Raw genomic sequence first — 21,898 nt, 5'->3', positions numbered from 1 at the left:
GGCAATGAAATATCTCCAACAAGCTAATTCAATTTTTAAAGATATTGATGCGCACCAAGATGGTCAAGTCAGTTTTGTTCTTGATAGTGAACACTTTTTATTTGATGAGCATTTTCCAGGGTTTCCAGTCGTGCCTGCATCTTTAATTATGGAATTTATTAACCTCTGTGTCGCTGAGCGATATACGCAAGAGGGAGTTAAGTTCTCAATTTCAAATGCTAAGTTTTTGAACCCTATGGTACCGGGCAACACTTACACATGTAAGTTTAAAGTCAGGTCAAACGAGGCCTTGTTCTTTTCTATTTCGGATGATGCAGGAAAAGATTACAACAAAGGCATAGTTTCTTTCATGAGTGAGAGTGAGGTTGAACATGCTGCGTAAAATACTTCTTGGTGTAGGGCCATGGATCCTATTCAGTTTAGTTTTGAGGTTTGGTACTGCTGATTTAATCACAGCATCTTGGATTGCATTTTTCGTACTACATACCTATTTCGGTAGAAATTACTTAAAGGCTGGCAATCCATTGTCATGGGTATCATCCATACTCTTTTTGTCATTGTTTATTAACAGTATTGTCGGTTGGTCATATTGGGCTATGCAATATGGTGCGCAAATTTGTTATGGCGTCTTTGCATTTACGGCAATTACATCGGTGTTAGTAAATAAGCCATTCACTATCACACATTCAAAATTAGTGACGCCACAAGAGTTTTGGGGTCATCCAATATTCTTAAAAACGAACAAAGTGGTTTCAGCTTTTTGGGCATCATGTTTTGCAATAAATGGCCTAGTCATGATGTTTGAAATGTACTTCCCATGGGCAACCTTAATCACAACTTACTTTGTACTGACTGCAGCAATAGTATTCAGTGACAAGTACCCACTGTATGTAAGAGAAAAAGCTTTAAAAATGCGTGAACAAGCTCAAAAAGAAGCAGAACTAAAAGCGCAAACAGCATAAAAAGGAAATGAGCATGAGTAAAAAATTATTAATTTTGGCGCGTGGCGAATACGAAAGTTTTCTGAAGTTAGATGGTTCTAGCATTTTCGAAAACTTGCCTTGCGAAGGCGTTATTTTAGCAGATAGAGGCAATGCGAAGATTTTTGCAAAGCTGACAGACAAATTTACGGTAGAAGTGGTTCGTTGGTCAGATGAAGCTAAAGTGCTTGAAACTGCCCAAATGCTGCATCAAGCGCATCAGTTTGAAGCGATAGCAACATTAGATGAATCAAACGTCGGGCTGGCTGCAAATTTAAGAGAGCTACTTAATATCCAAGGTTTGCAAAGTGCTCAAGGTCAGCTCTTCAGAGATAAAGTAGCGATGAAGCAGTGTCTTAAAGGCTCTCCTGTAAAGTATCCGCAGTTTGCATGCTGTAGTGAGGAGTCGCGTGTTAAAGAGATGCTTCAACAATTCAAGAAGCTGGTAATCAAGCCAAAAGATGGTTTTGGCAGTAAAGAAGTTGAGTTTGTATCAAGTCAGCAAGAATTAGCAACATGGTTAGAAAAAAACCAAGCCAACTTAAGCCAATTTGAAGCTGAAGAGTTTATTGAAGGACAGCTTTACCATGTAAACGCACTCATTATTGACGGCGAAACCAAATTAACCGCTCCGGCAGCTTATCTACCGGGAATGAGTAATATTGATTTCTCTGCAGGTACGCCATTTATCAGTGTGATTGAAGAAGATGAATCATTAAAAAGTAAACTTGTCGCGTTTTCTGATGAGGTAAATAAAGCATTCAATATTAAGAATGGTGTGACTCATTTAGAGTGTTTTGTATCTCCAAATGGTGAGCTAACTTTCTGTGAAGTGGGTCTAAGGCCTGGCGGCGGCGGTATTGTCTGGATGATCGAATCACAATATGGCGTCAATTATAGTGAAGCTGTATTAGCGATTGAAGCTGGCTGCACAGAGATTTTGCCGGCTATCAACTATGAAAAGCGTGATATATCGGGGTTAATTGGCATTCGTTCAAATATGTCAGGCTTTGTGCAATCTTGCCTGCCATTAGAGTCAGTCACAGATGGGTGTATCAAGTTAAAACAAGCATTTATTCAACCTGGGTCATTTAAAGCGGCTTCAGCGCATTGTACGGATTTCTTAAGCTTATTTGTTTTTGATTCAACTAATACTGAGTCATTCCATAGTAAATGGCGTGAACTTCAAGATAAGTATCAAGAAAAATTAATATTAACAACAGTTTAAATTTTAAATATCAACAGAGAATATAAGGAAAAATCATGAACACAATTAAACTACACAACTGCGAGCACACTTTTGACCTACTAAATGTAGACATGACAGAAAGTACATTTGAAGAAGTTGATGCGACCGGTTCTTCACTTAACCAGGTTAACTTAACTGAGTCAAAGCTAGAAAAAGTGAAGTTAGAAAATGCCGAGTTAGACAGTGTGTCATTTACAAATGCAAATATGATCTCAATTAACCTGCAAAATGCGACGTTGACTAGAAGCAACCTACACAATCTTAAAATTTCTAGTTGTAACTATGAGGGTATGACCATCGAAGGCATAGAAGTCTTCAAATTATTACAGGCTTATCAAATGCAGCAATCTGCAGCATAACAAGGGCTGGCAATGAATGTTCTCATCGTAGGTTGTGGTGGGATTGGTGGTTACTTTGGTGCTCGGCTTATTGAAGCTGGCACCAAGGTGACTTTTCTAACCCGAGAAAAAACACAACAGCGCCTTCAGAGTGAAGGTTTAAAGTTGTTTAGTGCAAGAGGCGACGTATTTGTCTCAGTTGACGCCATTACAAAAGCATCACTTAAACAACCCTATGATTTGATTTTGTTGACTTGTAAAACTTATGACTTAGCACAGTGTTTAAAAGACTGCGAGGCAGCAGTAAATGATAAAACTTACATACTGCCAATGTTAAATGGTTTTGGTCATTATCAACAAATTCAAGATGCTTACCCCAAAGCTCGACTATTGCATGGGTACTGCAATGTCAGTGCTGCTCGTGAATCAAGTGGGCATATTAGACATTATAATTCGATCCATGAAATGACGATTGGGATACCTTCAGCTTACAGTGAAGATGAGCGAGTTAATGCGCTTATCGAGCAGTTAAAATTGGCTAATTTTAACTTAAGAGTGAGCAAGGCTATTCAGCAAGAGTTGTGGGAGAAGTTTGTATTCATTAATGCATTGGCTGGTGTGACGACTTTGCTTAGGGGCACAGTTGGGGATGTTGTGGAAACACAATATGGGACACAAACAGCAAGTGCGATAATTGATGAATGCCAAACAGTTGCAAAGGCACATGGTTATGAAATAAGGCCCAGATCAAACAAAATAACTAGAGATGCATGTAAGCAGAAAAACTCTCCGCTTTCAGCATCAATGCTGAAAGATATTCAAAACAATCATGAAATTGAACTTAATTTAATTTCAGAGCTGTGTAATTTCGCTGAGCAGAAAAATATTAAGCTGCCTCTGATGAACGCAGTACATAGCCAGTTAGAAGTTTATCAAAACCAATTAAGGTAAAAATTTATGAAAACTGATATTGAATCATATCAAGATGCAATGACACATGTTGCGCGTATAAAATCATTCTACAAATTTGTGTTAAAAGGGCTAATGCTCAGCGTTATGCTGATCCTGCTTAACGCTGTGACAAACAGTGATTATATGTGGAGCCTTTGGGTTTTAGCAGGATGGGCTGTAATTGCTGCCGTTAAGTGGGTAAGCACATTTGGATTCGCCTCCTTATTTGACAAGCGGTGGGAGGAGAAGCAAATAGCAAAGAGCTTATCTCAAACGGGTAAATAAAAAAGACTAATCAGATTCGACTAATGAAACAATACCTGTACTACCGAGTGCATATTGATCGAATATGCACTCATTCTCACCACAACTAATACGCTTTGGTGTGTCGGTTAATTGAATATTCTTAACTAATTTATAGTCTTCTAGCCTATTCCACACTTTCAAATTCTGTTTATCTAAGAGAAATATATACTCTTGTGTGACCGTCCATCTGTCAGTAAAAAAGCTATTGAAGTCAGCTATTAATAACCGTTTCTCTCTCGTTTTCGGATTGTATTCCCACAGACCTGGTTCTCTAAACTCGGTTAGATAGATCATGTCATCAAAAAAGTGACCAGTGTAACCAGATACACCTAGTAGCTCTTTGTCTTGGGTTTTTAAATTATATGACTCTAAGTACCAGCTCTCACCAACTTCTTTACTGTAAAGAATTTTTCCATTCTGTTTAGAGTAAGAATAATTCTCTATATTGGGAATGTCGCTCTTCAGAACAGAAATATCTCCTGTTGCTTTGTCGATCTGAAGTAACTTGCTTGGTGTAGTCGTTAAAAGCATGTCACCAGCATCCCTTAGCGTGGTCACGTCTTTTAAATCATCACTATCAATAACGAGTTGACTAGAAGAGCCTTGGCTTTTCCATATCCCCATTTTATGAGAGCGGTTACTTAAAAAATAATAGCTTTGATCGTCTAAAATATGAGTGGGAGTGTGCTCTAAATAGTCACTTTGCTCTTTTGTAGTAACCTCTAAAGTCGCTAATTGTATCTTTGTTAAGTATGAGTTGAATAGTGAGCCTGCGCTTAAATATATTGTTCCATTAACTGAGTTGGGCATATAGAGTGGAGAGTCAGCTTCATGGATATTTTCAATGTCATTATCAATGGTTGAGTAAGAAAGCAACTTATTTGAATGAGTGAAAATAATCATTTCATCGTTGTGCCAACTGATTTTATCAATGACGTGAGGAAACTCGAATAGTTTAAGTGTTTCTCCAGATGTTAAATCTAATGTCCAAACACTCGAACGCTCCCAAAAAATATCGCGAATAAAAGCAACTTTTTGGCCATCAGGAGAGAGTGTGGGAGCATAATCACCTCGACCTGTGGTTGGTGGTGAAGTGAGGTTACGCTCAAGACCCGTCGTTAAATCGTGTTTAGATATCGTGTAAGGGTCTGAGATACTTTTGCCTTTTGCATAGAATATTGCGTCTGCTGAATGAGAAAACTCAAGAGAAAACAGAAAGCTATTATCATCGCATGTCGTGATTAGCTTTTTTTCTTGGAGTTGAATTTTACTATCAGCCACTCTTGCTATATAAAGACAAGCGCTGTTTTCTTTCTGTTCGATAAAAGCAAGTTGATTACCATCTACAGAAAGCGCAAAGGAAGAAATAACAAGGCCTGGCGCCAGTTTTATGACTTGCTTTTCACCCGTTGTTATATTTTTTGAAATTAAATAAGAATTATCTTTTTGCTCGTTGGTATAAATAAGGGTTTGTCTATCTTTAGAGACTTCAAAGTCATACTCAATGCCTTTCTCATAGGTTAAAGCTGAAAGAGAAAGTTCTTTGGATAATAAAAATGAGTAAACATCAGTAATAAAAAAGGCTGAAACAAGCAGGCAGCCTAGAATTGGAAGTGTTGTATTTTTGAAACTAAAAATTGTCCTCAAAGGCTTTTTCGACTTAGTTGTTGTTAAAGCTTTAGTTTGTACATTAGAGTCATTTTCGCTTTGGGATTTTTGAGGGTGATGAATGCTGTTTAGAAGAACTTCTACTTCTTCATAGTTATTAAAGCGATAACCTTTTTTTGGAATAGTTACAATGTATTTTAAAGAAGGATCACCACAATTAATTTGTTTTCTCAGCTCAGATATAACAGAAGCTATGGTATTGGTATCGCGAAACTGAGTTCCCCAAACTTTCAATAACATAGTATCGTAATCAACGGCTTCACCTTTAGCCTCTAAAAGCGCTAATAGGCAGGCATTATGTCTTGCCGCCAATTGAATAGACTTACCATCTGAATAAATAAGTTCATTATTAGCGGAATAAAACGTCCAATGTGGTGTTTTATAAGTTTGCATAACTTCTCTAATATACAATAGTTTAGAATTGATAATGCGGTTGTTCAGAGGGTGGGAGTCTATAAAGCTAGAGTCAATTTCCCAATACGCTGAACTTAGGCAATAAAATTTGAAAATTAAGTGAGCTTAAATATTAAGCTTTTAATTTTGCTCTTTAATTACAAAGTAAAAACTAAGCTTGTATCGAGAAAGTACTTTATTGTTGTTTAATCTCATTTTCATATCCTTGTGTTAAACAAATGCCTAAACTAAGGCTGTCATGGTTAATTAAATCATTTTAATTTGTTTAATATCGTTTCTATATCCTTGAATTAAACAAATACCTAAACTAAGGCCAAGGGTAGGTTAAGTTAATTTATTTCGCTTTTCAAGCTAGGGCAGGGCCTTGATTTGTTACATTTATTGTATTGTTCCTAGCAAACCTCCGGGCTTCATGCATTACTAACGCCTTAGATTTACGGTTAACACCTTGTTGATAAAATGAAAATTAAAAGCCGGCGGTTTTGCAAGCTAGCATGATGTGGGGTTGCTTTTTATTTTTTTGATGGGTTTACAAATATCTAATTGAAAAACGCCTCAAAAGAGGCGTTTATGCGTATTAATCTAAACTTAGATTAATAGATATCACCACATGTATAACCACGACCACATGTGTTAGCTACACAGTGCGTTACACCATCAGCACTTGGGCCATCAATTGGCTGGCAGCGGTAAGTAACATAACTACTGTTAATTTGCGTACCACCCGCAACTTGTGGAGTCATTTCTGCAGGAATATTGCTGCTATCTGCAGATAAAGTTTTCATTTTCTTTTTGTTTAGTTTAAGTTTCATTGTTAGTTTCCTTCTAAATTAATTGTGGTTAGTAAACATCTTGGCAAGTATGACCCATGCCGCATGTGTGTGCTTGGCATAGTGATACTGCACCACCTGAAATAGTACGTGGTGGAGGGCAATCGCGATAAGTTACGTAGCTGCTATTGATCTGCGTACCGCCCGCAATTTGTGGAGTCATATCTGCAGGGATATTACTGCTATCTGCAGACAGGGTTTTCATCTTCTTTTTGTTTAACTTTAATTTCATAATCTAATCCTTGTTTAAAAATTAGCGCCTAAAAAAGGTGCAAATTCAAATTAATTCATCTTTATAATGTTTTCAAGTTATTAAATTGAATTTTACAGCTTTGTGTTTGGATAGCTTTTAATGCTGTACTTTTCAGCGTGATGTGTTTTGTTGTGGTAAATGAAATTAACTTAAATGATTTGGTCGAGGTTAATGTTGGAGGGGCTGAAAACTAGTTGAAATAAAATTATTCAGTAATAAGCCCATTTAAGGCTTATTACTTGAATGAACCTTAACCTGGTAGCTTTTGGTCATATTCTGTCATGCATACATAACCACAATAAGTAGGGGCTGATTGTACAGCGCAAGCATTCGTGTTGTTATAGTTACTTCCTCCAGCAACTTGTGGTGTCATTGCTGCAGGGATATTGTTGTTGTCAGCTGATAAAGTTTTCATTTTCTTTTTATTTAATTCTAATTTCATGATTATGTCCTTTTATTTTTTCCCCTTATTGGGAAATTTCAGATTACCTAATCTTTAAGTTTTTATCAATATTCTAAAGTTAAGTTAACAATTCTAAAGTTGTTGAGGTTTTGGTGACGCTTCAGTAAGGTATCGGTCAGTTGTTGCAGGAATAATAATTAAAACGGTGTCTTCACCTAAGGATAGATATGCCAACAAAAGCGATTGCGTCTGTAGAGCAAGCAGCTCAGGTGCGCGAAATAATTCAAAGCTTGGCCGAAAAAGTGAGCCAAGATCTTCATAATGTTGAAACTAATGGTTTGTTAAGCGGTTTAGCTGGCCATTTATTATTTTTATATAATGCCTACCGCATCGACCCAAGTTTTGTTGATGAAACGCTATTCTCAGAAAAACTAGAAAAGCTCCAAGAAGAGCTAGATCAACAAGGGTTTGAGCTCAGCAATGGCCTTGCTGGCCAAGCTTGGGTATTAGAGTATTTAAACCAAGCTGACATGGAAGATTACGATCCTGAGTTGCTCAGCGATATGGACCAAATCTTTTATGATGCACTTAATTTTCAACCTTGGCCGGGTGAAATAGAATCGGTACTCGGGCTGGCGGGATATGCCCCTTATACCGCAAGACGCAGCAAGCAATCAGAGCAAGCCGCGTTATACGGCGTAATAGTCGATAACTTTGCTAGTGTGGCACAGCAAGTAGATGAAAAATTAATAAGCTGGTCTCAGCCTGAGTATTCGGTTTATCGCTTCGAAAAAGAAGACCGTAAGAAGCCAGAATTCAATTTAGGGTTAGCACATGGTGTGCCTGGGATCATCGCAGCGCTAATTCCTGCGCTAAACATAGATGCCATTAGAGATAAAACCGCCCAGTTAGTCACGCAGTCTTGTGACTGGTTACTTACCCAACAAAACCCAAACCATGAAGAAGAACACTGCTATGGTTCATGCTCTGGCGGCGAGCACAAATCGAGACTCGGTTGGTGTTATGGCGATCTGACAATCGCATTAACCCTTGCTCGTGCAGGTCATGCTCTAGATAGGCCAAGTTATGTTGATGAAGCACGCAGAATGGCGTTAAAAGCGGCAAAACGTGATGCCGAAAGTGGCTTTATCAATGATGCTGGTTTGTGTCACGGTTTCGTTGGTCTCGTTAGTATTTATCAACTTTTAAATCAACTTATGCCCCACCCTGAGCTTGAGCAAGCTGCAAAATATTGGCTTAACTACAGCCTTGAGCAATATCAAGAAAAAGGCCTTGAAGCATTTTATTCATACAATGGTGAAACCATGGAACACAATGAGAGTTTTGGTTTCTTAATGGGTTATGCAGGGGTTGGCGTTGGCTTTATCTCAGTTTTAAACGATGACCTAGATTGGGCTGAATGCTTATTGATGGCATAAGGAGTGATGATGTCGAACAACAATAATCAAAAACAAGAAAACAAACCGATTCAGCATGCGCCGTTTTTTGTTATGCGTACGCCGCGTTTATCACTAGAGCACTTAGCAGAATTTAGCTCAGAGTCAGCCGACACTAATGCTATCTTAGAAAAGTGGTTAGCAATTGAGGGGGTTGAAGAAGCCATTTATCTTGCTAGCCCTTCTTTACTTGAACGTATTGAGCAATGGCGGACAAAACCAGAATCAAAACAAGGTAAAAAGGTTGCGCAAGCGCTACTAAAATACATGTTGCGTATGTGCGCTAGGCCGACGCCTTTTGGTTTATTCTCAGGGATCCACAAAGGTGAAGTGAGTGATACCACCGAGTTTGTGAGTGCGTCACATACTCAAGATAGCCGTAAAACACGCCTTGATATGTTTTATCTGTCGGCATTAAAAGAGCATTTAGTGAAAGAAGCACAACGTGCCGACAACTTGATGTATCATCCGAACCCTTCTCATTACTTTGTTGCTGATCAATGTCGTTATATCGAGAATTATCTCTCTGAAGACAGCATGCAGTATCGTTTAAGCGCGGTAGACAGTGATGAATATTTTCAGTGTGTACTTAAGCTAGCCAAAGGCGGTTTAAGCTTTAATGGTCTGGTAGATGCTTTTTGCGCACAGTATGCCGAAGCCGAAAAAGAAGACGTTGAAGCATACATTCAAGATCTGATTGACGAAAAAATATTACAGGCCGATATCCCGCTGCCGCTGACGGGCGATTCACCTGATTATGCCCTGTTAAAGTCATTACAAAATATGGAAGAGCTGGCAACCGCAGATCAACTTGCAACGGCTCTGGCCATGATTGAAAAGCTCGATAACGAAAAAAGTGGCGAAATTAAACCTTATAAGCAATTGCTTGAACACTTTCAGAACATGCCAGTTAAAGCGCAAGAAAATAAGCTTTTTCAAACAGACGTTTATCGCGCCTTTGAACAGTGTCAATTAAGCGCTCAAGAAGTGCAACGGGTGCAAAAGCAACTTGAGTTATTGGCTGAATTAGGTGATACCGATAAATCTAACCCATTGAGTAACTTTATCACTAAGTTTAATGCTCGTTTTGAAGGGCAGTTTGTACCTCTTGATGTGATCTTAGATGACGAGTCAGGTATTGGCGTTTCAAATGAAACTGGATATGAAGCCCCGCTGGTGGCAGGTTTAAACCTAGTTAAGGGTAATCAAGGCGCGGGTGAAGCGCCAAGACCGACTTTGCTGAATCAGATCATTGAAGAAGCCCTGAGCTTACCGGCGAATCGCAGCAAAGACACTATAGTTCTAAAGAGCAAAGAGCTAAGAAGCAAAGTAAACAGTAAAGAACCTGTTAGCAAAAACTTCCCTGCCTCTTTTTCTGTGATGCTCAGTGCGTATCAAGACGACAGGGCAAACCCTGTGTTCAAGCTGGGCGGCTGTGCTGGCCCATCATCAGCTAACTTGCTGGGTCGTTTTTGTCACTTAGATGATGGCCTAAAGCAGTCTGTGATTAACGAGTTGAAAAAAGAGCAAGCACACTCAGACAATGTTATTTTTGCCGAAATTGCGCATATGCCAGAAGGTCGTCCAGGCAACGTGATTGCACGCCCACACCTACGCGAGTACGAAATCGTCTTTATGGCCGACAGTAGCTTAGACAGTGAATATCAAATTCCACTCAGTGATTTATTTGTCTGGGTTGAAGGGCAAAAAGTTAAACTGTGGAGCAAGCGTTTAAATAAGCAGATCATCCCGCGTTTATCATGTGCACATAACTACTCAGCGCGTAGTCTTAGTGCTTATAAGTTCTTATGCATGCTGCAACACCAAGAAGGCCGCGCACCGAACTTCGGCATGCCAAGTAGCACCGCCAATGACGCTTTTGTGCCTAGAGTGATGCTTGATAATCTGATCTTAAATGAAAAAACGTGGCGTGTTGACCGTAAAGAGCTCGAAGCCATCAGTAAAAACGGCAAATTCTCATCTGAAAAGCTAGAGGCATTATTGGCCAAGTATCAGCTTGATCCACAAGTATGTTATGCCATGGCCGATAACGTACTGCAGCTAGACCTGCGTCATCCAGACATGCTGGCGGTATTACTATCAGAAACCAAGGGGCAACCTCGCGTTGAATTAAAAGAAGTGCTAACTACGCAATATGCTTCGCGTATTGTCGACACTCAAGGTCAGCACTACAACAACGAAATGGTGATCCCATTATTCAATGGCAATGCGCCAATACACCATCATTTCTCTGACGATCCACTTGCAAATATCACAGCTAAGCCGATTAAACGTCGCTTTAGTGCTGGCTCAGAATGGTTAAGCTTGAAGATTTACTCTGGTAATTCAATCGTCGAGCAGCTATTAACTGAAAAGTTATTGCCATTTATTGCCGAGCAGCAAGGTGACTTTGAAAAGTGGTTCTTCATTCGTTATGGCGATCCCGATTGGCATTTACGTTTGCGTTTCTATGGAGAGCCAAGCAAGTTATGTGGTCAGTTGTTACCTAAGTTGAATCAGTTGCTTGATCCTATGGTTGAGTCGGGCGAGCTACACAAGGTCGAGCTAATGACATACGAGCGTGAAGTAGAGCGCTACGGTGGTCCAGAGTCTATGGCTCTGATTGAGTCATTATTCATGCTAGACAGTGAGTTAATTGCCCGTACTTGTGGCTTAATTGACGAGTTTGGTGAAGACATTCGCTGGCGTGTGGCGCTGCAGTGCACCGATAAACTGCTTAACTTGTTCAATTACAATGATGAAGACAAGTTTAATTTAATCAGTGGGTTGAGAGCCGGTTTTGGTAATGAATTTAACGAAACCAGTCATTTGCGTAAGCAGCTAGGCAATCGTTACCGCGATTATCAAACTCAGTTAGAAGGTGACTTCGAGAAACTAGCTGATTTAACTCAGTTACCTGACGATGAGGCCCAAAACGCGATTGCTCAATTACTTAATTTATGGCAACAGCAAGCACAACCTGTGGTCGCGCAGCTCAATGAGATGCTAGAAGAAGACAAGCTCAACTGTAGTCGAGACTCATTACTGAGCTCTTTGCTACACATGCATAACAACCGTATGTTTAAAGCCTATGGTCGTGAGCAAGAACTGGTGATCCATGACTTGATGCGCCGTAAATATTTCTCGGCAGACAAAGGCCAAAGCCACTAACAGGCTATCGCAATTCAATATTTAAAAAGCACTGTTCTTACAGTGCTTTTTTATGCTTAACAGCCATGTTTAAAACTGTTTGAACTCACCCTAAATCTCGGTATTACCGACTTTATGTCGGGTTTATTCAACTTTCTCACTTAGTGTTAGCCTAGCTTTTTGAGTTATTCTAAACCTCGGTAGCACCGACTTTATGTCGGGTCAGCCTTTATCTCCACCTTAACCGCGCAGCTTCTATTTCTTGCTTATTGTCTATTCATCAAATGCTGACTAACATTACTATTCCAAACTGCTTAGAAAGACATAACAACATGAAAAAAGCATTTATATTAATTATTTCTCTGTTACTCAGCTTCCCCACGTTTGCAGGCTCATTGGCAAAAGAATTAAAGGTATTTGAACCTTACCTTGGTACTTGGCAGGCAGACTTTGCTGTGCCAAAAGGTCAACCTGCCATGCAAGATGTGAGTAAATGGGAACGCGCACTGAATGGCACAGCTATTCGCACCCTGCACTCAATCAATGATGGCATGTATGGTGGTGAGTCATTGATATTCTGGGATAAAACAAAACAAAGCTTAGTGTTTTACTATTTCACAACCGCAGGCTTTTATACTCAAGGCACCATGGAGGTATTACCCAGTGGGGCATTTGTGGCTTATGAAGACGTAACAGGAAACAAAGATGGCATCACCAAAGTGAAATCCACCAGCCAGTTCGTTGATGGTGAGTTTAAAGTCTCGACCCAATATTTAAAAAATGGTGAATGGACTGCGCCAGAGTCACGTAGCTATCAGCGTAGTGACAAGAAGGTGAAGTTTAAATAGGGCACTATTAATTGACTTTTTCTTTTTACAGGGCGGGTATTATGCCCTGTAAAATGATTTCTTCTGCAAGTGCAGTTACAACTTCACCAAAGTCCCAAAAAACTTCAGTATTGACGTTTATATTGGCGGCTATGCTCAAAGACAACTCAGGAATAACCATCAAGATTGATTGCGATCCTCTTGATACCCCGCCATGGTGATAAACCGTATATTTATCGAGTAGTAAATTTTTTGCCTCTCGCCAGCCCAGCGCATAGTTTTGTGGGTTTATTTCACCATTGTTGAGTTTTTGCGGTGTCCACATGGTCTCGACAGTGGCTTGACTTAAAAAATGCCTATCTAGGTAGCCACTGCCGAGCTTGGCCAGATCACTAGGCGTACTGATAAATCCTCCACCCGCTAAACGATGACTCAAGTCGACATTGCGCCATGGTATATAGCTTGTTTGCTGCCCTTTGTTATTAAAATAAAAATCAACAAGGTGTTCGGCATCGGCTTCTAAACCTGTTTTAGTCATATCAAGAGGTTGCCAGATGCGTTCACGCATAGCATCGATAAAGTCTTGCCCTGATGCGGCAGCAAGCACTGCGCTCAGCAACACGGTGCCGTAACTTGAATAATAAAACTGTTCACCGGGAGAGTAGAGTAGTTCACTGCCATCAAAGCCTTTAAGCGCCTCAAGCGGTGTTTCAAAGTGGCTGGTTAGGGCCATCGCATAATACAGTCCCATCAAGTCAGTATTGCGTTTGTAATGCGGTATCCCAGCGCTGTGTGAGGCAAGTTGCCTAGGTGTCATTGCCGGCCATAGTGGATTTGGGTTGAATCCTAAATAGTCTTGGATCGGGGTATCTAAATTGAAGTTATGCTTATCAATCAATTGTGCCAACAGTGTTGCTGTCATAGCCTTTGATGTGCTGCCAATTCGAAATTGATGAGTAGTTGTTAGTGGTATGTTGTTCTCTAAAGACGCATAGCCAATCGTACCCGACCAAAGCGGTTTACCTTGGTAGGCAATGGCTGCAGACAACCCTGGCGCATGGCTTTGCGCTCTGTACTTCTTAATAATATTAATGAGCTTTGCTTCATCGAGTTTAGTCTGGCTATGCGCATGACTTGTTTCTGGATGAGGGGAATTTGGCAGCGCATAATGGCTTGCAAATAAAATTGGGGCTTTACCGCGATAGGCTGCCCAATCGTAAACGGGTTTGAATAACCAGATCAGTAAGGCAATAATCAGGCATATAAGGGTAATAATTTTGTTTTTCATAACAAGCTCTCATTGAATGTGATAGAGCTAATGTATTGAAAGTGTTGCTATTAAATCTTGCCGATAAATAAAAATGCTGGCCGATAGTTAAAAGAGTAAGTTTATTTGTTAAAAATCATAAGAAAGAGGAAGCTATGAGTGAAGCCAAACGTTTGTTCTTTGGAATAGGATTAGATCAGGGGGTGACTGAGCACCTTGAGGCTTGGCTTACAAACTCTGTCACCGCAAAAAAGCCACATACCAAGCCCAGTAATTGGCATCTTACTTTGGCTTTTTTACCGAATGTGTCTGCTGAGCAGCAAGTGCAATTAATTGAATTTGCTCGCGCGCTTAAATTGACTCGCTTTTCTTTAATGTTTAGTGAAACTGGCTATTGGGCGCACAATGGTATTTTTTATTTGAAACCCGACTTCATCGCGCCTCAACTTACCGCTTTAGCTGAGCCACTAAGAAACAAAGGCACTGAACTGGGTATTTATGATAACCCTTATGGATTTGCGCCTCACATCACCTTATATCGAAGTCATAAGCCATGTCCTGAAGTAAATCAGGCTATCGCGCCATATTCACTTCAGGTCAACCAGTTTCATCTTTATCACTCGTATCGCACAGAAGCCGACGGGCTCATTTACGAGCCAATAGAGACCTTTGATTTAATCTAAAAATAACTGCTTTCGATATTGGCTAGGTGTGGTGTTGAATCTCGCCTTGAACGCGCGATTGAATGGCCCGATAGAGTTAAACCCGGCATTAAGTGCGAGCGTTAATATTGGTGTATTTACCTGATCTGCTTGCTTAAATTGCATAACCACATGATCTAATCGATGGTGGTTTAAAAACTGACTAAAATGATTAAAGCCAAGTTGCTCATTTATATATTTTCTTAACTGATGAGGTGGCACAGTCATGGCTTCGGCAAGTTGCGCAATGGTGAGTGTTGGTTGAAGGTAGATTTGAGCAGCCAACTGCGCATTAAGTTTATCGGTTAAAGCACTCGAGGGGCTAATTTTAGGTTGTCCAAGCTGAGTTACTGAAGTGAACAACCAGTCTTTAATCGCCAGCAGACTAGCAAATAAGGCTATAAACACAATAAAAGCATTGCTCAACATAAACCAAGATTGACGACGCCATGGTGAGTCAGTGAACTCAAATAGCAACAGCAATAAACAATAAGCGACAGATAACGTTGCCAATACAATACGCAACCGTCTTCTGGCATCGACTAAATCATCCTGAAAGCCCCACATGCTTAAGCCTATTGCGGTAAGTAAAGCGATGGCCTCTAATAAGTGCATCACTTGGTGAAATGGTGTTGATATATCGGTGAGAACAAATTGCCAAAACAAAATCAGCACAAGTATGAAGATACCGGCTTGACTGGCTTTGTGTGAAAGCCAGTGCGGGAAGCGGGCATGGAAGGTGCGCCAAAAAGTCAGTGCGAGTACAAAAGGAAACAGCTCAGTTAAAAAGAGAAACACGCCTCTGGCTGGATTAAACCTTAACTCATGAATGGGCTGAGTCAGCAATAGAAAGCCCGTTAAAGACAGTGAAAGTGCCAACGCTAAAAGCCGCTCGCCCCGACCAAGCTTGTGCCAAAGTAAGGTGCTCAATGTCAGCATGATGCCAACACTCGAAAAACGCAGTAATAGGTCGACGAGTGTCAGGCTTGTCATGGCAGTAATTTACTCTTGATGCGGCTCGTTATCCAACTCAATACCGAAGGCTTGGTAGTAGGAGATGAAGTCTTCGAGGCCTGTTTAAAAAGCTGTTCTGTTGCTGTATTACGTTCATTTTGAATATGTCTGCGGCTGCATTCTTGGGCGGCACACTGCCAGTCTTGTTGCTTGATGGCTTGGTGTAGTTTTGGCCAGTTTTTCGCTAAATGCGGAGTGCCTAAATTAAAAGCCATATCGAGCAAAGCATATTGGGCACTCAGTGGCATCTGTTCAAATTGGCAGTTAAAGCCGCTTTGTTTGCTAAAGACCCTGTTCAATTCTTGTTTAAACTGGGCGAGGTGTGTGTGAAGGAGCTTATCGGTTTCATGGCTGGGTAGTGTCAGTTCACAAAACTGCGCATACCAACTGGCCTTATAGCCTGACTTTTGTTTGCTTATCTTTTTGTATTCGGCTTGTTTTTCGCTATTACTGGCGGGCTTTCCTGATTGTTTATGGACTAGATTAAGCGCACAAAACTGGTTTGCGTTGGCCATTAAGAATCCAACCCCTATGGTGGGATTGCCTCGGCTATCTAAATAGAGATGGGCGATTTCGCCCTCAAAGCGTTTTAGTTGCTGTATAAACTGGGTGTCGTTACTCGGCATAACTTCTCATACTGTCGAAAAATACGGACTACTCGGTCAATGCTTGTGTTTCTTCCTGCTCAGGAAGGTCACAACTTTGTACCTCTTCAATATTAGACTTTTCATCAACAATATAGCAATGCTTTAAGATGGAGCAGTAGCAAGCGTTCACTTTTACATCAAATATACTTTGATCAATTTGCTGCCAAAGTCCTGAGTTAAAGTTGGTTTTTTGCATCATAAAAACATTAAATTCTTCACCGTCGGCAAGTAAAAAGTTAGTGGTATCGCTTGACGCAAACCAGCCGAAGGCGTTGCGGTAATTAATGTCTCTTTGGTCTTGCTCTATCTCAGCGAGGGCTTCTTTATACGCATTTAACGAACAGCAAGTGTCGAGTAACTCTTCAATGTGAAAATGGTTCTCATCGTTATAAATGTACTCGATGTAATGGACCATGGCAGGGCCTGTGCCAGAGTTAGAAATATTGATATTAATATATTGTTTTTCTTGGTTAATATCGAAATTGGAATAGCCCATTTTGAGCCAAGGTAGGGTTTCGGCTTTAAGCTGACGTTTGGCTGCGGCGACTTGCTCTTGCGAGGCTTTTGCTTGTAGATACGTTGCATAAAACGAGGCTGCAGAAATTACAATGGCACACACTGCGAGCATAGAGTTTATCTTTGAGCGGGTAAGGCCTTTTCTCGGTGGGCGCTTTGCTCTGAGCTTATGCTTTTTATCATCGTGATGATCTAGCACGGCTTGCTCAGAGAGCGCATGGAGTGTCTCTTTATTTGAGTCTGAGGCCTGTTGCGTTTGTTCTTGTTTTGGTTGTTCGCTCATGTCCTTGCCTTAACGTGTTATTTTTATTGTTTTATTTAAATCGTATTTAAGGTGCGGCTAAGAAAATCGTTAACTTATCGCCAATCTGTAAAACGTCTTTCGATAAGCTGTTCCACTGCTTAATTTTACTGACCGTAACATCAAAGTGTCTGGCGATGCGCCATAGGCTGTCACCTGACTTAACTTTATACTCTATTTGCTTATCTGCCAAAATTGGCAGCATTAAGGTGTCGCCTGCGCGAATACGGCTCGATTTTAATTGATTAAAGCTTTTTAATTGCGAAACCGTAATCGAGTGACGCTGGGCGATAACACTCAAACTGTCACCGCGGCGAATGGTGTACTTTTGCCATTGTTCACTTGGCATTTCGGGTAAGTTCGCGACATAATTTTGCCAGTTCTGACTTTCGCCTTTTCTTAAAACTAAATGTTTAGGGCCGTCTAATAACGCTGGGAAACGGGTATAACCCGGGTTTAATACTTCAAGCTGCGCCCACTTCTTTTTGTCATCTAAAATTACCCCATGACGCATATCAATCACATCTATGGTTGGCTGGTTGGCGATTTTTGGAAAGGCCATTTGCTCTTCACGAAGCAGTTGCGCGGCAGCTAAAAGCTTAGGTACATAGTGACGCGTTTGCCTAGGTAATTTTAAATGGAAGAAGTCGGTTGATTTGCCCTGCTTCTTATTATTGCGAATGGCACGTGCAACACGACCTTCACCTGTGTTGTAAGCGGCAATAGCATGGTACCAGTTGCCATCAAAGCGTTTGTGCAAATAGGTTAAAAAGTCGAGTGCGGCATTAGTGGCATCAATCACGTCTTGACGACCGTCATACCAAGGGCCTATTTTTACACCATAATGCTTGGCGATAAGCGGCGTCAGCTGCCAAAGGCCAGAAGCATGTTTGTGTGAGTAAGCGCTGGTATCAAAATCACTCTCAATTAAGGGCATTAAAGCCAATTCGATTGGTAGGCCTCTGCGCTCAACCTCATTGACAATGTAGTATAAAAACGGCTCGGCGCGCTTTGTAATGGTTTCCATGTAGTTCGGGTGTTTTAAATACCAATCAACACGGTTTTGCACTCGTTCGTGATTAGATGGCGCAAATTGCAATTGAATTCTAATACGATGCCAAACATCTTCAGCTTCAGTCGGTAAGATATTTTCAATGAATACCGGTGCCACTGGTTCACTTGGTTCTGCGAGTGCGTTGTCTTCTACTGGAGGTGTATGAACAATGGTTTCTTCAACTTCAGTGGGTGAGTTGTTTAGGCTGGCACAGCCAGATAAAAGCAGAAAAAGTGAGATAAATACAATGCGCATGAAGATTCTTTTTAGTTAGAGTTATTTTTGAATATCACAACAATTGTATAGAAGTTAGTTACAGGGGTTAAGTGAAAATTTTTACGGGGAAGCATGCGACATGGTGGCGCGACTTTGCGTCGCGCACTCTGTGAAGGCAGTTTAGTTACTAGGCGTTAAAATGCTGGTGGTGAAAGCGTAGGTGATCTTCTATGAAGCTAGCAATAAAGTAATAGCTGTGGTCGTAGCCTGCTTGCATTCTCAGCTCACACTCTGCATCGACTGACTTAGCTGCGGCAATTAAGTTTTCAGGCTTTAATTGCTCTGCTAAAAAGCCATCTTCGCCGCCTTGGTCAATCAAGATTGGCAAACTCGGTTTACCTGTTTTTAAAAGCTCTACACTGTCGTATTCAGCCCAAGCTTGCTTGTTGTCGCCTAAGTACGCAGTAAAGGCTTTTTCACCCCACGGGCACTGAGTTGGGTTAGTGATAGGGCTAAATGCTGAAATTGAACTAAAGCGAGATTGGTTTTTAAGGCCGATCATCAATGCACCGTGTCCACCCATAGAGTGACCGCTGATTGCTCGTTGTGAAGTGACCGGAAAGTTTGCTTCAATTAAGTTCGGCAATTCATCAAGGATATAATCGTACATTTGAAAATGCGCCGCCCAAGGGGCTTGCGTTGCATTCACGTAAAACCCTGCGCCTTGACCTAAATCATACCCCTCATCGTTTGCCACTCCTTCGCCACGCGGGCTGGTATCAGGTGCCACTATCGCTATGCCTAATTCTGCGGCAATACGTTGAGCGCCGGCTTTTTGCATAAAGTTTTCGTCTGTGCAGGTTAGGCCAGAAAGCCAATACAGCACAGGCACTTTATGGCCTTCGTTCACCTGTGGCGGTAGAAAAATGGCAAAGCGCATGGCGCAGTTAAGCACCTCAGATTGATGAGTGTATTGCTTATGCCAACCACCAAAGCTTTTGTTATTACTGATATTCTCTAAGTTCATTTTTGATATCCATAAAGAACAAAGAGCTTGTTTATACAAGCTCTTTTGGGGTGTTGCACTGTTTACTTGTTGTAATGGATCACTGAGCGAATGCTCTTACCTTCATGCATCAAATCAAAGGCTTCATTGATGTCTTCAAGGCCCATAGTGTGAGTAATAAAGTCTTGTAAGCCAAACTCACCCGCCATGTAACGCTCAACGATTTCAGGTAACTCTGAGCGGCCTTTTACGCCACCAAATGCGCTACCACGCCATACACGGCCAGTAACCAGTTGGAATGGACGCGTTGAGATCTCTTGGCCTGCGCCTGCAACACCGATGATCACTGATTCACCCCAGCCTTTGTGACAACACTCTAGGGCTGAACGCATCACGTCGACATTACCAATACATTCAAATGAGAAGTCGACGCCGCCGTCAGTCATTTCAACGATCACTTCTTGAATTGGCTTATCGAAATGTTTCGGGTTGATACAGTCAGTTGCACCTAGCTTTTTCGCTAAATCAAATTTACTTTCATTGATATCCACACCGATGATGCGACTTGCACCTGCCATGGTTGCACCAATGATCGCTGAAAGGCCAATACCACCTAGACCAAAAATCGCTACCGTGTCGCCTTTTTGTACTTTTGCAGTGTTCAGTACCGCACCCATACCGGTTGTGACGCCACAGCCTAATAAACATACTTCTTCAAGTGGTGCTTCTTTATTTACTTTTGCTAAAGAAATTTCTGGCAATACTGTGTACTCAGAGAACGTTGAGCAACCCATGTAGTGATAGATAGGTTGGCCGTCTTTGTAGAAGCGCGTTGTGCCATCTGGCATTAAGCCTTTGCCTTGCGTTTCACGCACCGCTTGGCACAGGTTGGTTTTACCAGATGTACAGAACTTACACTCGCCACATTCTGCGGTGTAAAGTGGGATCACATGGTCGCCTACTTCTAAACCCGTTACACCTTCACCTACTTGCTCAACGATACCACCGCCTTCGTGGCCTAAAATTGAAGGGAAAATACCTTCAGGATCATCACCTGATAACGTAAATGCGTCGGTATGACATACACCCGTTGCAACGATGCGCACTAATACTTCGCCTTTACGCGGCAGCATTACATCGACTTCTTCGATTTTAAGTGGCTCATTTGGGCCCCATGCGACGGCCGCCTTAGATTTTATAAATTGATCTGCCATGTTGTCCTCAGTTTTTTAAGTGAATTGTTTTAAGTGTTATGTGCAAATAAGAGCGTAGGCACTCAAAACTATTTTAGCGACGTACTTTACGCGTATTTGCCATATTATTTTTGACGAGAGAAAGTGTAGTTTGTTTACACCTGTTCGATAATCCCTTATTTTTGTAAATTACTTTTACTCAATGGTAATAATAGGGCGGTATGAATAGTTGGCAGGGCATTAATGAATTTGTCGCGGTGGCGCAATCGGGTAGTTTTACACAAGCGGCGAAGCGATTAGGCGTATCGACTGCACATATCAGTCGCCAAGTCACGGCATTAGAAGAGAAGCACAGTACTAAGCTATTTTATCGTTCAACGCGCAAGGTTGCCTTGACTGAAGAGGGCCAAGTGTTTTTTCACCATTGCCAGCATGCGCTAACAGGTCTTGAAGAGGCTGAACGCGCCATTAGTAATTTGCGAGACACACCGCAGGGTTTAATTAAAATGACTGCCCCAGTTGCCTATGGCGAGCAGTTTATCATGCCGCTAGTACATGACTTTATGCGCCAATACCCGGAAGTAGAAGTGCAAATGTTTTTAAGCAACCAAACTTTTGACTTGGTGGCAGAAGGGTTTGATCTAGCCATCCGTCTTGGCAAATTGAATGACTCAACCATGATGGCAAAGCGTTTAACCAGCCGCATTCAATATGTTTGTGCCTCTCCCGATTATTTACGTCAATTTGGCGCACCTCATACATTAGACGAGTTGAAACAACACCACTGTTTAACAGGGAACAGCGAGTACTGGCGTTTTCTCGTTGAGGGTAAAGAGCGCACATTAAAAATGAAAAGTCGCCTCAATTGTAATAGTGGCTTTGCACTTAGAGATGCGGCACTTAAAGGTTTGGGGATAATCAAGTTACCCGACTACTACATTGCAGATGACCTAAAGCTAGGCAACTTGGTCGAGGTGTTACCGCAATACTTAGAAGCTGAAGAGGGAATTTGGGCGCTGTATCCGCATAATCGTCATTTATCACCTAAAGTCAGATTGCTGGTGGATTATCTGAATGCACATTTAGATTCCGACAATAATGCGCAATAAAACTGCAATCAATCCTTAAGATCGCAGAAACTTAAACGTCATAAACCT

At 41.2% G+C, this 21,898-nt stretch carries 22 protein-coding genes; 11 read left to right on the top strand and 11 right to left on the bottom strand.

The window, feature by feature from the left end:
• The first annotated feature begins 4 nt into the window (after positions 1–4).
• The 6 genes from ACXAC4_RS17120 to ACXAC4_RS17095 are packed head-to-tail and all read left to right on the top strand — an operon-like array spanning position 5 to position 3,803.
• Positions 5–382 (top strand): ApeI family dehydratase, encoded by a 378-nt coding sequence (locus tag ACXAC4_RS17120; protein WP_475163733.1) that lies wholly within the window; start codon positions 5–7, stop codon positions 380–382.
• The gene (locus tag ACXAC4_RS17115) at positions 372–962 is read left to right on the top strand and encodes a hypothetical protein (RefSeq protein ID WP_058031450.1); all 591 of its coding nucleotides are present in this window, start codon (positions 372–374) and stop codon (positions 960–962) included. The genes ACXAC4_RS17120 and ACXAC4_RS17115 overlap by 11 nt, the downstream gene beginning before the upstream one ends.
• 13 nt (positions 963–975) lie before the next feature.
• Positions 976–2,208 (top strand): ATP-grasp domain-containing protein, encoded by a 1,233-nt coding sequence (locus tag ACXAC4_RS17110; protein ID WP_475163731.1) that lies wholly within the window; start codon positions 976–978, stop codon positions 2,206–2,208.
• A gap of 35 nt (positions 2,209–2,243) precedes the next feature.
• A complete protein-coding gene (locus tag ACXAC4_RS17105) occupies positions 2,244–2,588 on the top strand; it encodes a pentapeptide repeat-containing protein (protein WP_475163729.1) in 345 nt (114 codons plus the stop codon).
• Positions 2,589–2,600: 12 nt separating this feature from the next.
• Positions 2,601–3,518 (top strand): ketopantoate reductase family protein, encoded by a 918-nt coding sequence (locus ACXAC4_RS17100; RefSeq protein WP_475163726.1) that lies wholly within the window; start codon positions 2,601–2,603, stop codon positions 3,516–3,518.
• A 6-nt stretch (positions 3,519–3,524) separates the two neighbouring features.
• Positions 3,525–3,803 (top strand): 2TM domain-containing protein, encoded by a 279-nt coding sequence (locus tag ACXAC4_RS17095; RefSeq protein ID WP_058031446.1) that lies wholly within the window; start codon positions 3,525–3,527, stop codon positions 3,801–3,803.
• A gap of 6 nt (positions 3,804–3,809) precedes the next feature.
• On the opposite strand, the gene ACXAC4_RS17090 is transcribed toward ACXAC4_RS17095, so the two are convergent.
• The 4 genes from ACXAC4_RS17090 to ACXAC4_RS17075 all read right to left on the bottom strand — a co-directional run bounded on the left by ACXAC4_RS17090 (position 3,810) and on the right by ACXAC4_RS17075 (position 7,431).
• Positions 3,810–5,885, bottom strand: coding sequence for a winged helix-turn-helix domain-containing protein (locus ACXAC4_RS17090; protein ID WP_475163725.1), 2,076 nt, complete (start codon positions 5,883–5,885; stop codon positions 3,810–3,812).
• 614 nt (positions 5,886–6,499) lie between these two features.
• The gene (locus ACXAC4_RS17085; RefSeq protein ID WP_475163723.1) at positions 6,500–6,718 is read right to left on the bottom strand and encodes a hypothetical protein; all 219 of its coding nucleotides are present in this window, start codon (positions 6,716–6,718) and stop codon (positions 6,500–6,502) included.
• 28 nt (positions 6,719–6,746) lie between these two features.
• Entirely contained in the window at positions 6,747–6,968 is a 222-nt protein-coding gene (locus tag ACXAC4_RS17080) for a hypothetical protein (protein ID WP_421965463.1), read from the bottom strand.
• Positions 6,969–7,239: 271 nt separating this feature from the next.
• On the bottom strand, positions 7,240–7,431 hold the full coding sequence (locus ACXAC4_RS17075) for a hypothetical protein (RefSeq protein WP_475163721.1): 192 nt from the start codon (positions 7,429–7,431) through the stop codon (positions 7,240–7,242).
• Positions 7,432–7,619: 188 nt separating this feature from the next.
• Between ACXAC4_RS17075 and ACXAC4_RS17070 the strand changes: the two genes are divergently transcribed.
• The 3 genes from ACXAC4_RS17070 to ACXAC4_RS17060 all read left to right on the top strand — a co-directional run bounded on the left by ACXAC4_RS17070 (position 7,620) and on the right by ACXAC4_RS17060 (position 12,847).
• Positions 7,620–8,831 carry a lanthionine synthetase C family protein gene (locus ACXAC4_RS17070; RefSeq protein ID WP_475163719.1) on the top strand — a complete coding sequence of 404 codons (1,212 nt, stop codon included), beginning with the start codon at positions 7,620–7,622 and terminating at the stop codon, positions 8,829–8,831.
• Between the two features lie 6 nt (positions 8,832–8,837).
• The gene (locus ACXAC4_RS17065) at positions 8,838–12,020 is read left to right on the top strand and encodes a lantibiotic dehydratase (protein WP_475163717.1); all 3,183 of its coding nucleotides are present in this window, start codon (positions 8,838–8,840) and stop codon (positions 12,018–12,020) included.
• A gap of 311 nt (positions 12,021–12,331) precedes the next feature.
• Complete coding sequence (locus tag ACXAC4_RS17060) at positions 12,332–12,847, top strand: hypothetical protein (protein WP_475163715.1); 516 nt, start codon at positions 12,332–12,334, stop codon at positions 12,845–12,847.
• A gap of 25 nt (positions 12,848–12,872) precedes the next feature.
• On the opposite strand, the gene ACXAC4_RS17055 is transcribed toward ACXAC4_RS17060, so the two are convergent.
• Positions 12,873–14,114: a serine hydrolase domain-containing protein gene (locus tag ACXAC4_RS17055; RefSeq protein ID WP_475163712.1), complete on the bottom strand. Its 1,242-nt coding sequence runs from the start codon at positions 14,112–14,114 to the stop codon at positions 12,873–12,875.
• A gap of 134 nt (positions 14,115–14,248) precedes the next feature.
• Between ACXAC4_RS17055 and thpR the strand changes: the two genes are divergently transcribed.
• The gene (thpR, locus tag ACXAC4_RS17050) at positions 14,249–14,776 is read left to right on the top strand and encodes an RNA 2',3'-cyclic phosphodiesterase (RefSeq protein ID WP_475163710.1); all 528 of its coding nucleotides are present in this window, start codon (positions 14,249–14,251) and stop codon (positions 14,774–14,776) included.
• On the opposite strand, the gene ACXAC4_RS17045 is transcribed toward thpR, so the two are convergent.
• The 6 genes from ACXAC4_RS17045 to ACXAC4_RS17020 form a co-directional block, all read right to left on the bottom strand.
• Positions 14,768–15,787 carry a helix-turn-helix domain-containing protein gene (locus tag ACXAC4_RS17045; protein ID WP_475163708.1) on the bottom strand — a complete coding sequence of 340 codons (1,020 nt, stop codon included), beginning with the start codon at positions 15,785–15,787 and terminating at the stop codon, positions 14,768–14,770. The genes thpR and ACXAC4_RS17045 overlap by 9 nt on opposite strands.
• Positions 15,784–16,434, bottom strand: coding sequence for a glycoside hydrolase family protein (locus tag ACXAC4_RS17040; protein ID WP_475163705.1), 651 nt, complete (start codon positions 16,432–16,434; stop codon positions 15,784–15,786). The genes ACXAC4_RS17045 and ACXAC4_RS17040 overlap by 4 nt, the downstream gene beginning before the upstream one ends.
• Before the next feature lie 28 nt (positions 16,435–16,462).
• Positions 16,463–17,254, bottom strand: a complete 792-nt coding sequence (locus ACXAC4_RS17035; RefSeq protein WP_475163703.1) for a hypothetical protein — start codon at positions 17,252–17,254, stop codon at positions 16,463–16,465.
• Positions 17,255–17,300: 46 nt separating this feature from the next.
• Positions 17,301–18,581 carry a LysM peptidoglycan-binding domain-containing protein gene (locus tag ACXAC4_RS17030; protein ID WP_475163701.1) on the bottom strand — a complete coding sequence of 427 codons (1,281 nt, stop codon included), beginning with the start codon at positions 18,579–18,581 and terminating at the stop codon, positions 17,301–17,303.
• A gap of 148 nt (positions 18,582–18,729) precedes the next feature.
• Positions 18,730–19,569 (bottom strand): S-formylglutathione hydrolase, encoded by an 840-nt coding sequence (fghA, locus tag ACXAC4_RS17025; RefSeq protein ID WP_475163698.1) that lies wholly within the window; start codon positions 19,567–19,569, stop codon positions 18,730–18,732.
• Positions 19,570–19,631: 62 nt separating this feature from the next.
• Positions 19,632–20,762 (bottom strand): S-(hydroxymethyl)glutathione dehydrogenase/class III alcohol dehydrogenase, encoded by a 1,131-nt coding sequence (locus ACXAC4_RS17020; protein WP_058031687.1) that lies wholly within the window; start codon positions 20,760–20,762, stop codon positions 19,632–19,634.
• Positions 20,763–20,962: 200 nt separating this feature from the next.
• On the opposite strand from ACXAC4_RS17020, the gene ACXAC4_RS17015 reads away from it, so the two are divergent.
• Positions 20,963–21,850 (top strand): LysR substrate-binding domain-containing protein, encoded by an 888-nt coding sequence (locus tag ACXAC4_RS17015; RefSeq protein ID WP_475163695.1) that lies wholly within the window; start codon positions 20,963–20,965, stop codon positions 21,848–21,850.
• The last annotated feature ends 48 nt before the right edge of the window (positions 21,851–21,898 follow it).

The organism is Pseudoalteromonas sp. AWM4_233 (assembly GCF_056158285.1).
This window is presented reverse-complemented; position numbering and strand designations above follow the sequence as displayed.

Coding starts and splice junctions, on each gene's coding strand:
- ACXAC4_RS17120 (WP_475163733.1), top strand. CDS start 5: ATGAAATATCTCCAACAAGCTAATTCAATTTTTAAAGATATTGATGCG.
- ACXAC4_RS17115 (WP_058031450.1), top strand. CDS start 372: ATGCTGCGTAAAATACTTCTTGGTGTAGGGCCATGGATCCTATTCAGT.
- ACXAC4_RS17110 (WP_475163731.1), top strand. CDS start 976: ATGAGTAAAAAATTATTAATTTTGGCGCGTGGCGAATACGAAAGTTTT.
- ACXAC4_RS17105 (WP_475163729.1), top strand. CDS start 2,244: ATGAACACAATTAAACTACACAACTGCGAGCACACTTTTGACCTACTA.
- ACXAC4_RS17100 (WP_475163726.1), top strand. CDS start 2,601: ATGAATGTTCTCATCGTAGGTTGTGGTGGGATTGGTGGTTACTTTGGT.
- ACXAC4_RS17095 (WP_058031446.1), top strand. CDS start 3,525: ATGAAAACTGATATTGAATCATATCAAGATGCAATGACACATGTTGCG.
- ACXAC4_RS17090 (WP_475163725.1), bottom strand. CDS start 5,885: ATGCAAACTTATAAAACACCACATTGGACGTTTTATTCCGCTAATAAT.
- ACXAC4_RS17085 (WP_475163723.1), bottom strand. CDS start 6,718: ATGAAACTTAAACTAAACAAAAAGAAAATGAAAACTTTATCTGCAGAT.
- ACXAC4_RS17080 (WP_421965463.1), bottom strand. CDS start 6,968: ATGAAATTAAAGTTAAACAAAAAGAAGATGAAAACCCTGTCTGCAGAT.
- ACXAC4_RS17075 (WP_475163721.1), bottom strand. CDS start 7,431: ATGAAATTAGAATTAAATAAAAAGAAAATGAAAACTTTATCAGCTGAC.
- ACXAC4_RS17070 (WP_475163719.1), top strand. CDS start 7,620: ATGCCAACAAAAGCGATTGCGTCTGTAGAGCAAGCAGCTCAGGTGCGC.
- ACXAC4_RS17065 (WP_475163717.1), top strand. CDS start 8,838: ATGATGTCGAACAACAATAATCAAAAACAAGAAAACAAACCGATTCAG.
- ACXAC4_RS17060 (WP_475163715.1), top strand. CDS start 12,332: ATGAAAAAAGCATTTATATTAATTATTTCTCTGTTACTCAGCTTCCCC.
- ACXAC4_RS17055 (WP_475163712.1), bottom strand. CDS start 14,114: ATGAAAAACAAAATTATTACCCTTATATGCCTGATTATTGCCTTACTG.
- thpR (WP_475163710.1), top strand. CDS start 14,249: ATGAGTGAAGCCAAACGTTTGTTCTTTGGAATAGGATTAGATCAGGGG.
- ACXAC4_RS17045 (WP_475163708.1), bottom strand. CDS start 15,787: ATGACAAGCCTGACACTCGTCGACCTATTACTGCGTTTTTCGAGTGTT.
- ACXAC4_RS17040 (WP_475163705.1), bottom strand. CDS start 16,434: ATGCCGAGTAACGACACCCAGTTTATACAGCAACTAAAACGCTTTGAG.
- ACXAC4_RS17035 (WP_475163703.1), bottom strand. CDS start 17,254: ATGAGCGAACAACCAAAACAAGAACAAACGCAACAGGCCTCAGACTCA.
- ACXAC4_RS17030 (WP_475163701.1), bottom strand. CDS start 18,581: ATGCGCATTGTATTTATCTCACTTTTTCTGCTTTTATCTGGCTGTGCC.
- fghA (WP_475163698.1), bottom strand. CDS start 19,569: ATGAACTTAGAGAATATCAGTAATAACAAAAGCTTTGGTGGTTGGCAT.
- ACXAC4_RS17020 (WP_058031687.1), bottom strand. CDS start 20,762: ATGGCAGATCAATTTATAAAATCTAAGGCGGCCGTCGCATGGGGCCCA.
- ACXAC4_RS17015 (WP_475163695.1), top strand. CDS start 20,963: ATGAATAGTTGGCAGGGCATTAATGAATTTGTCGCGGTGGCGCAATCG.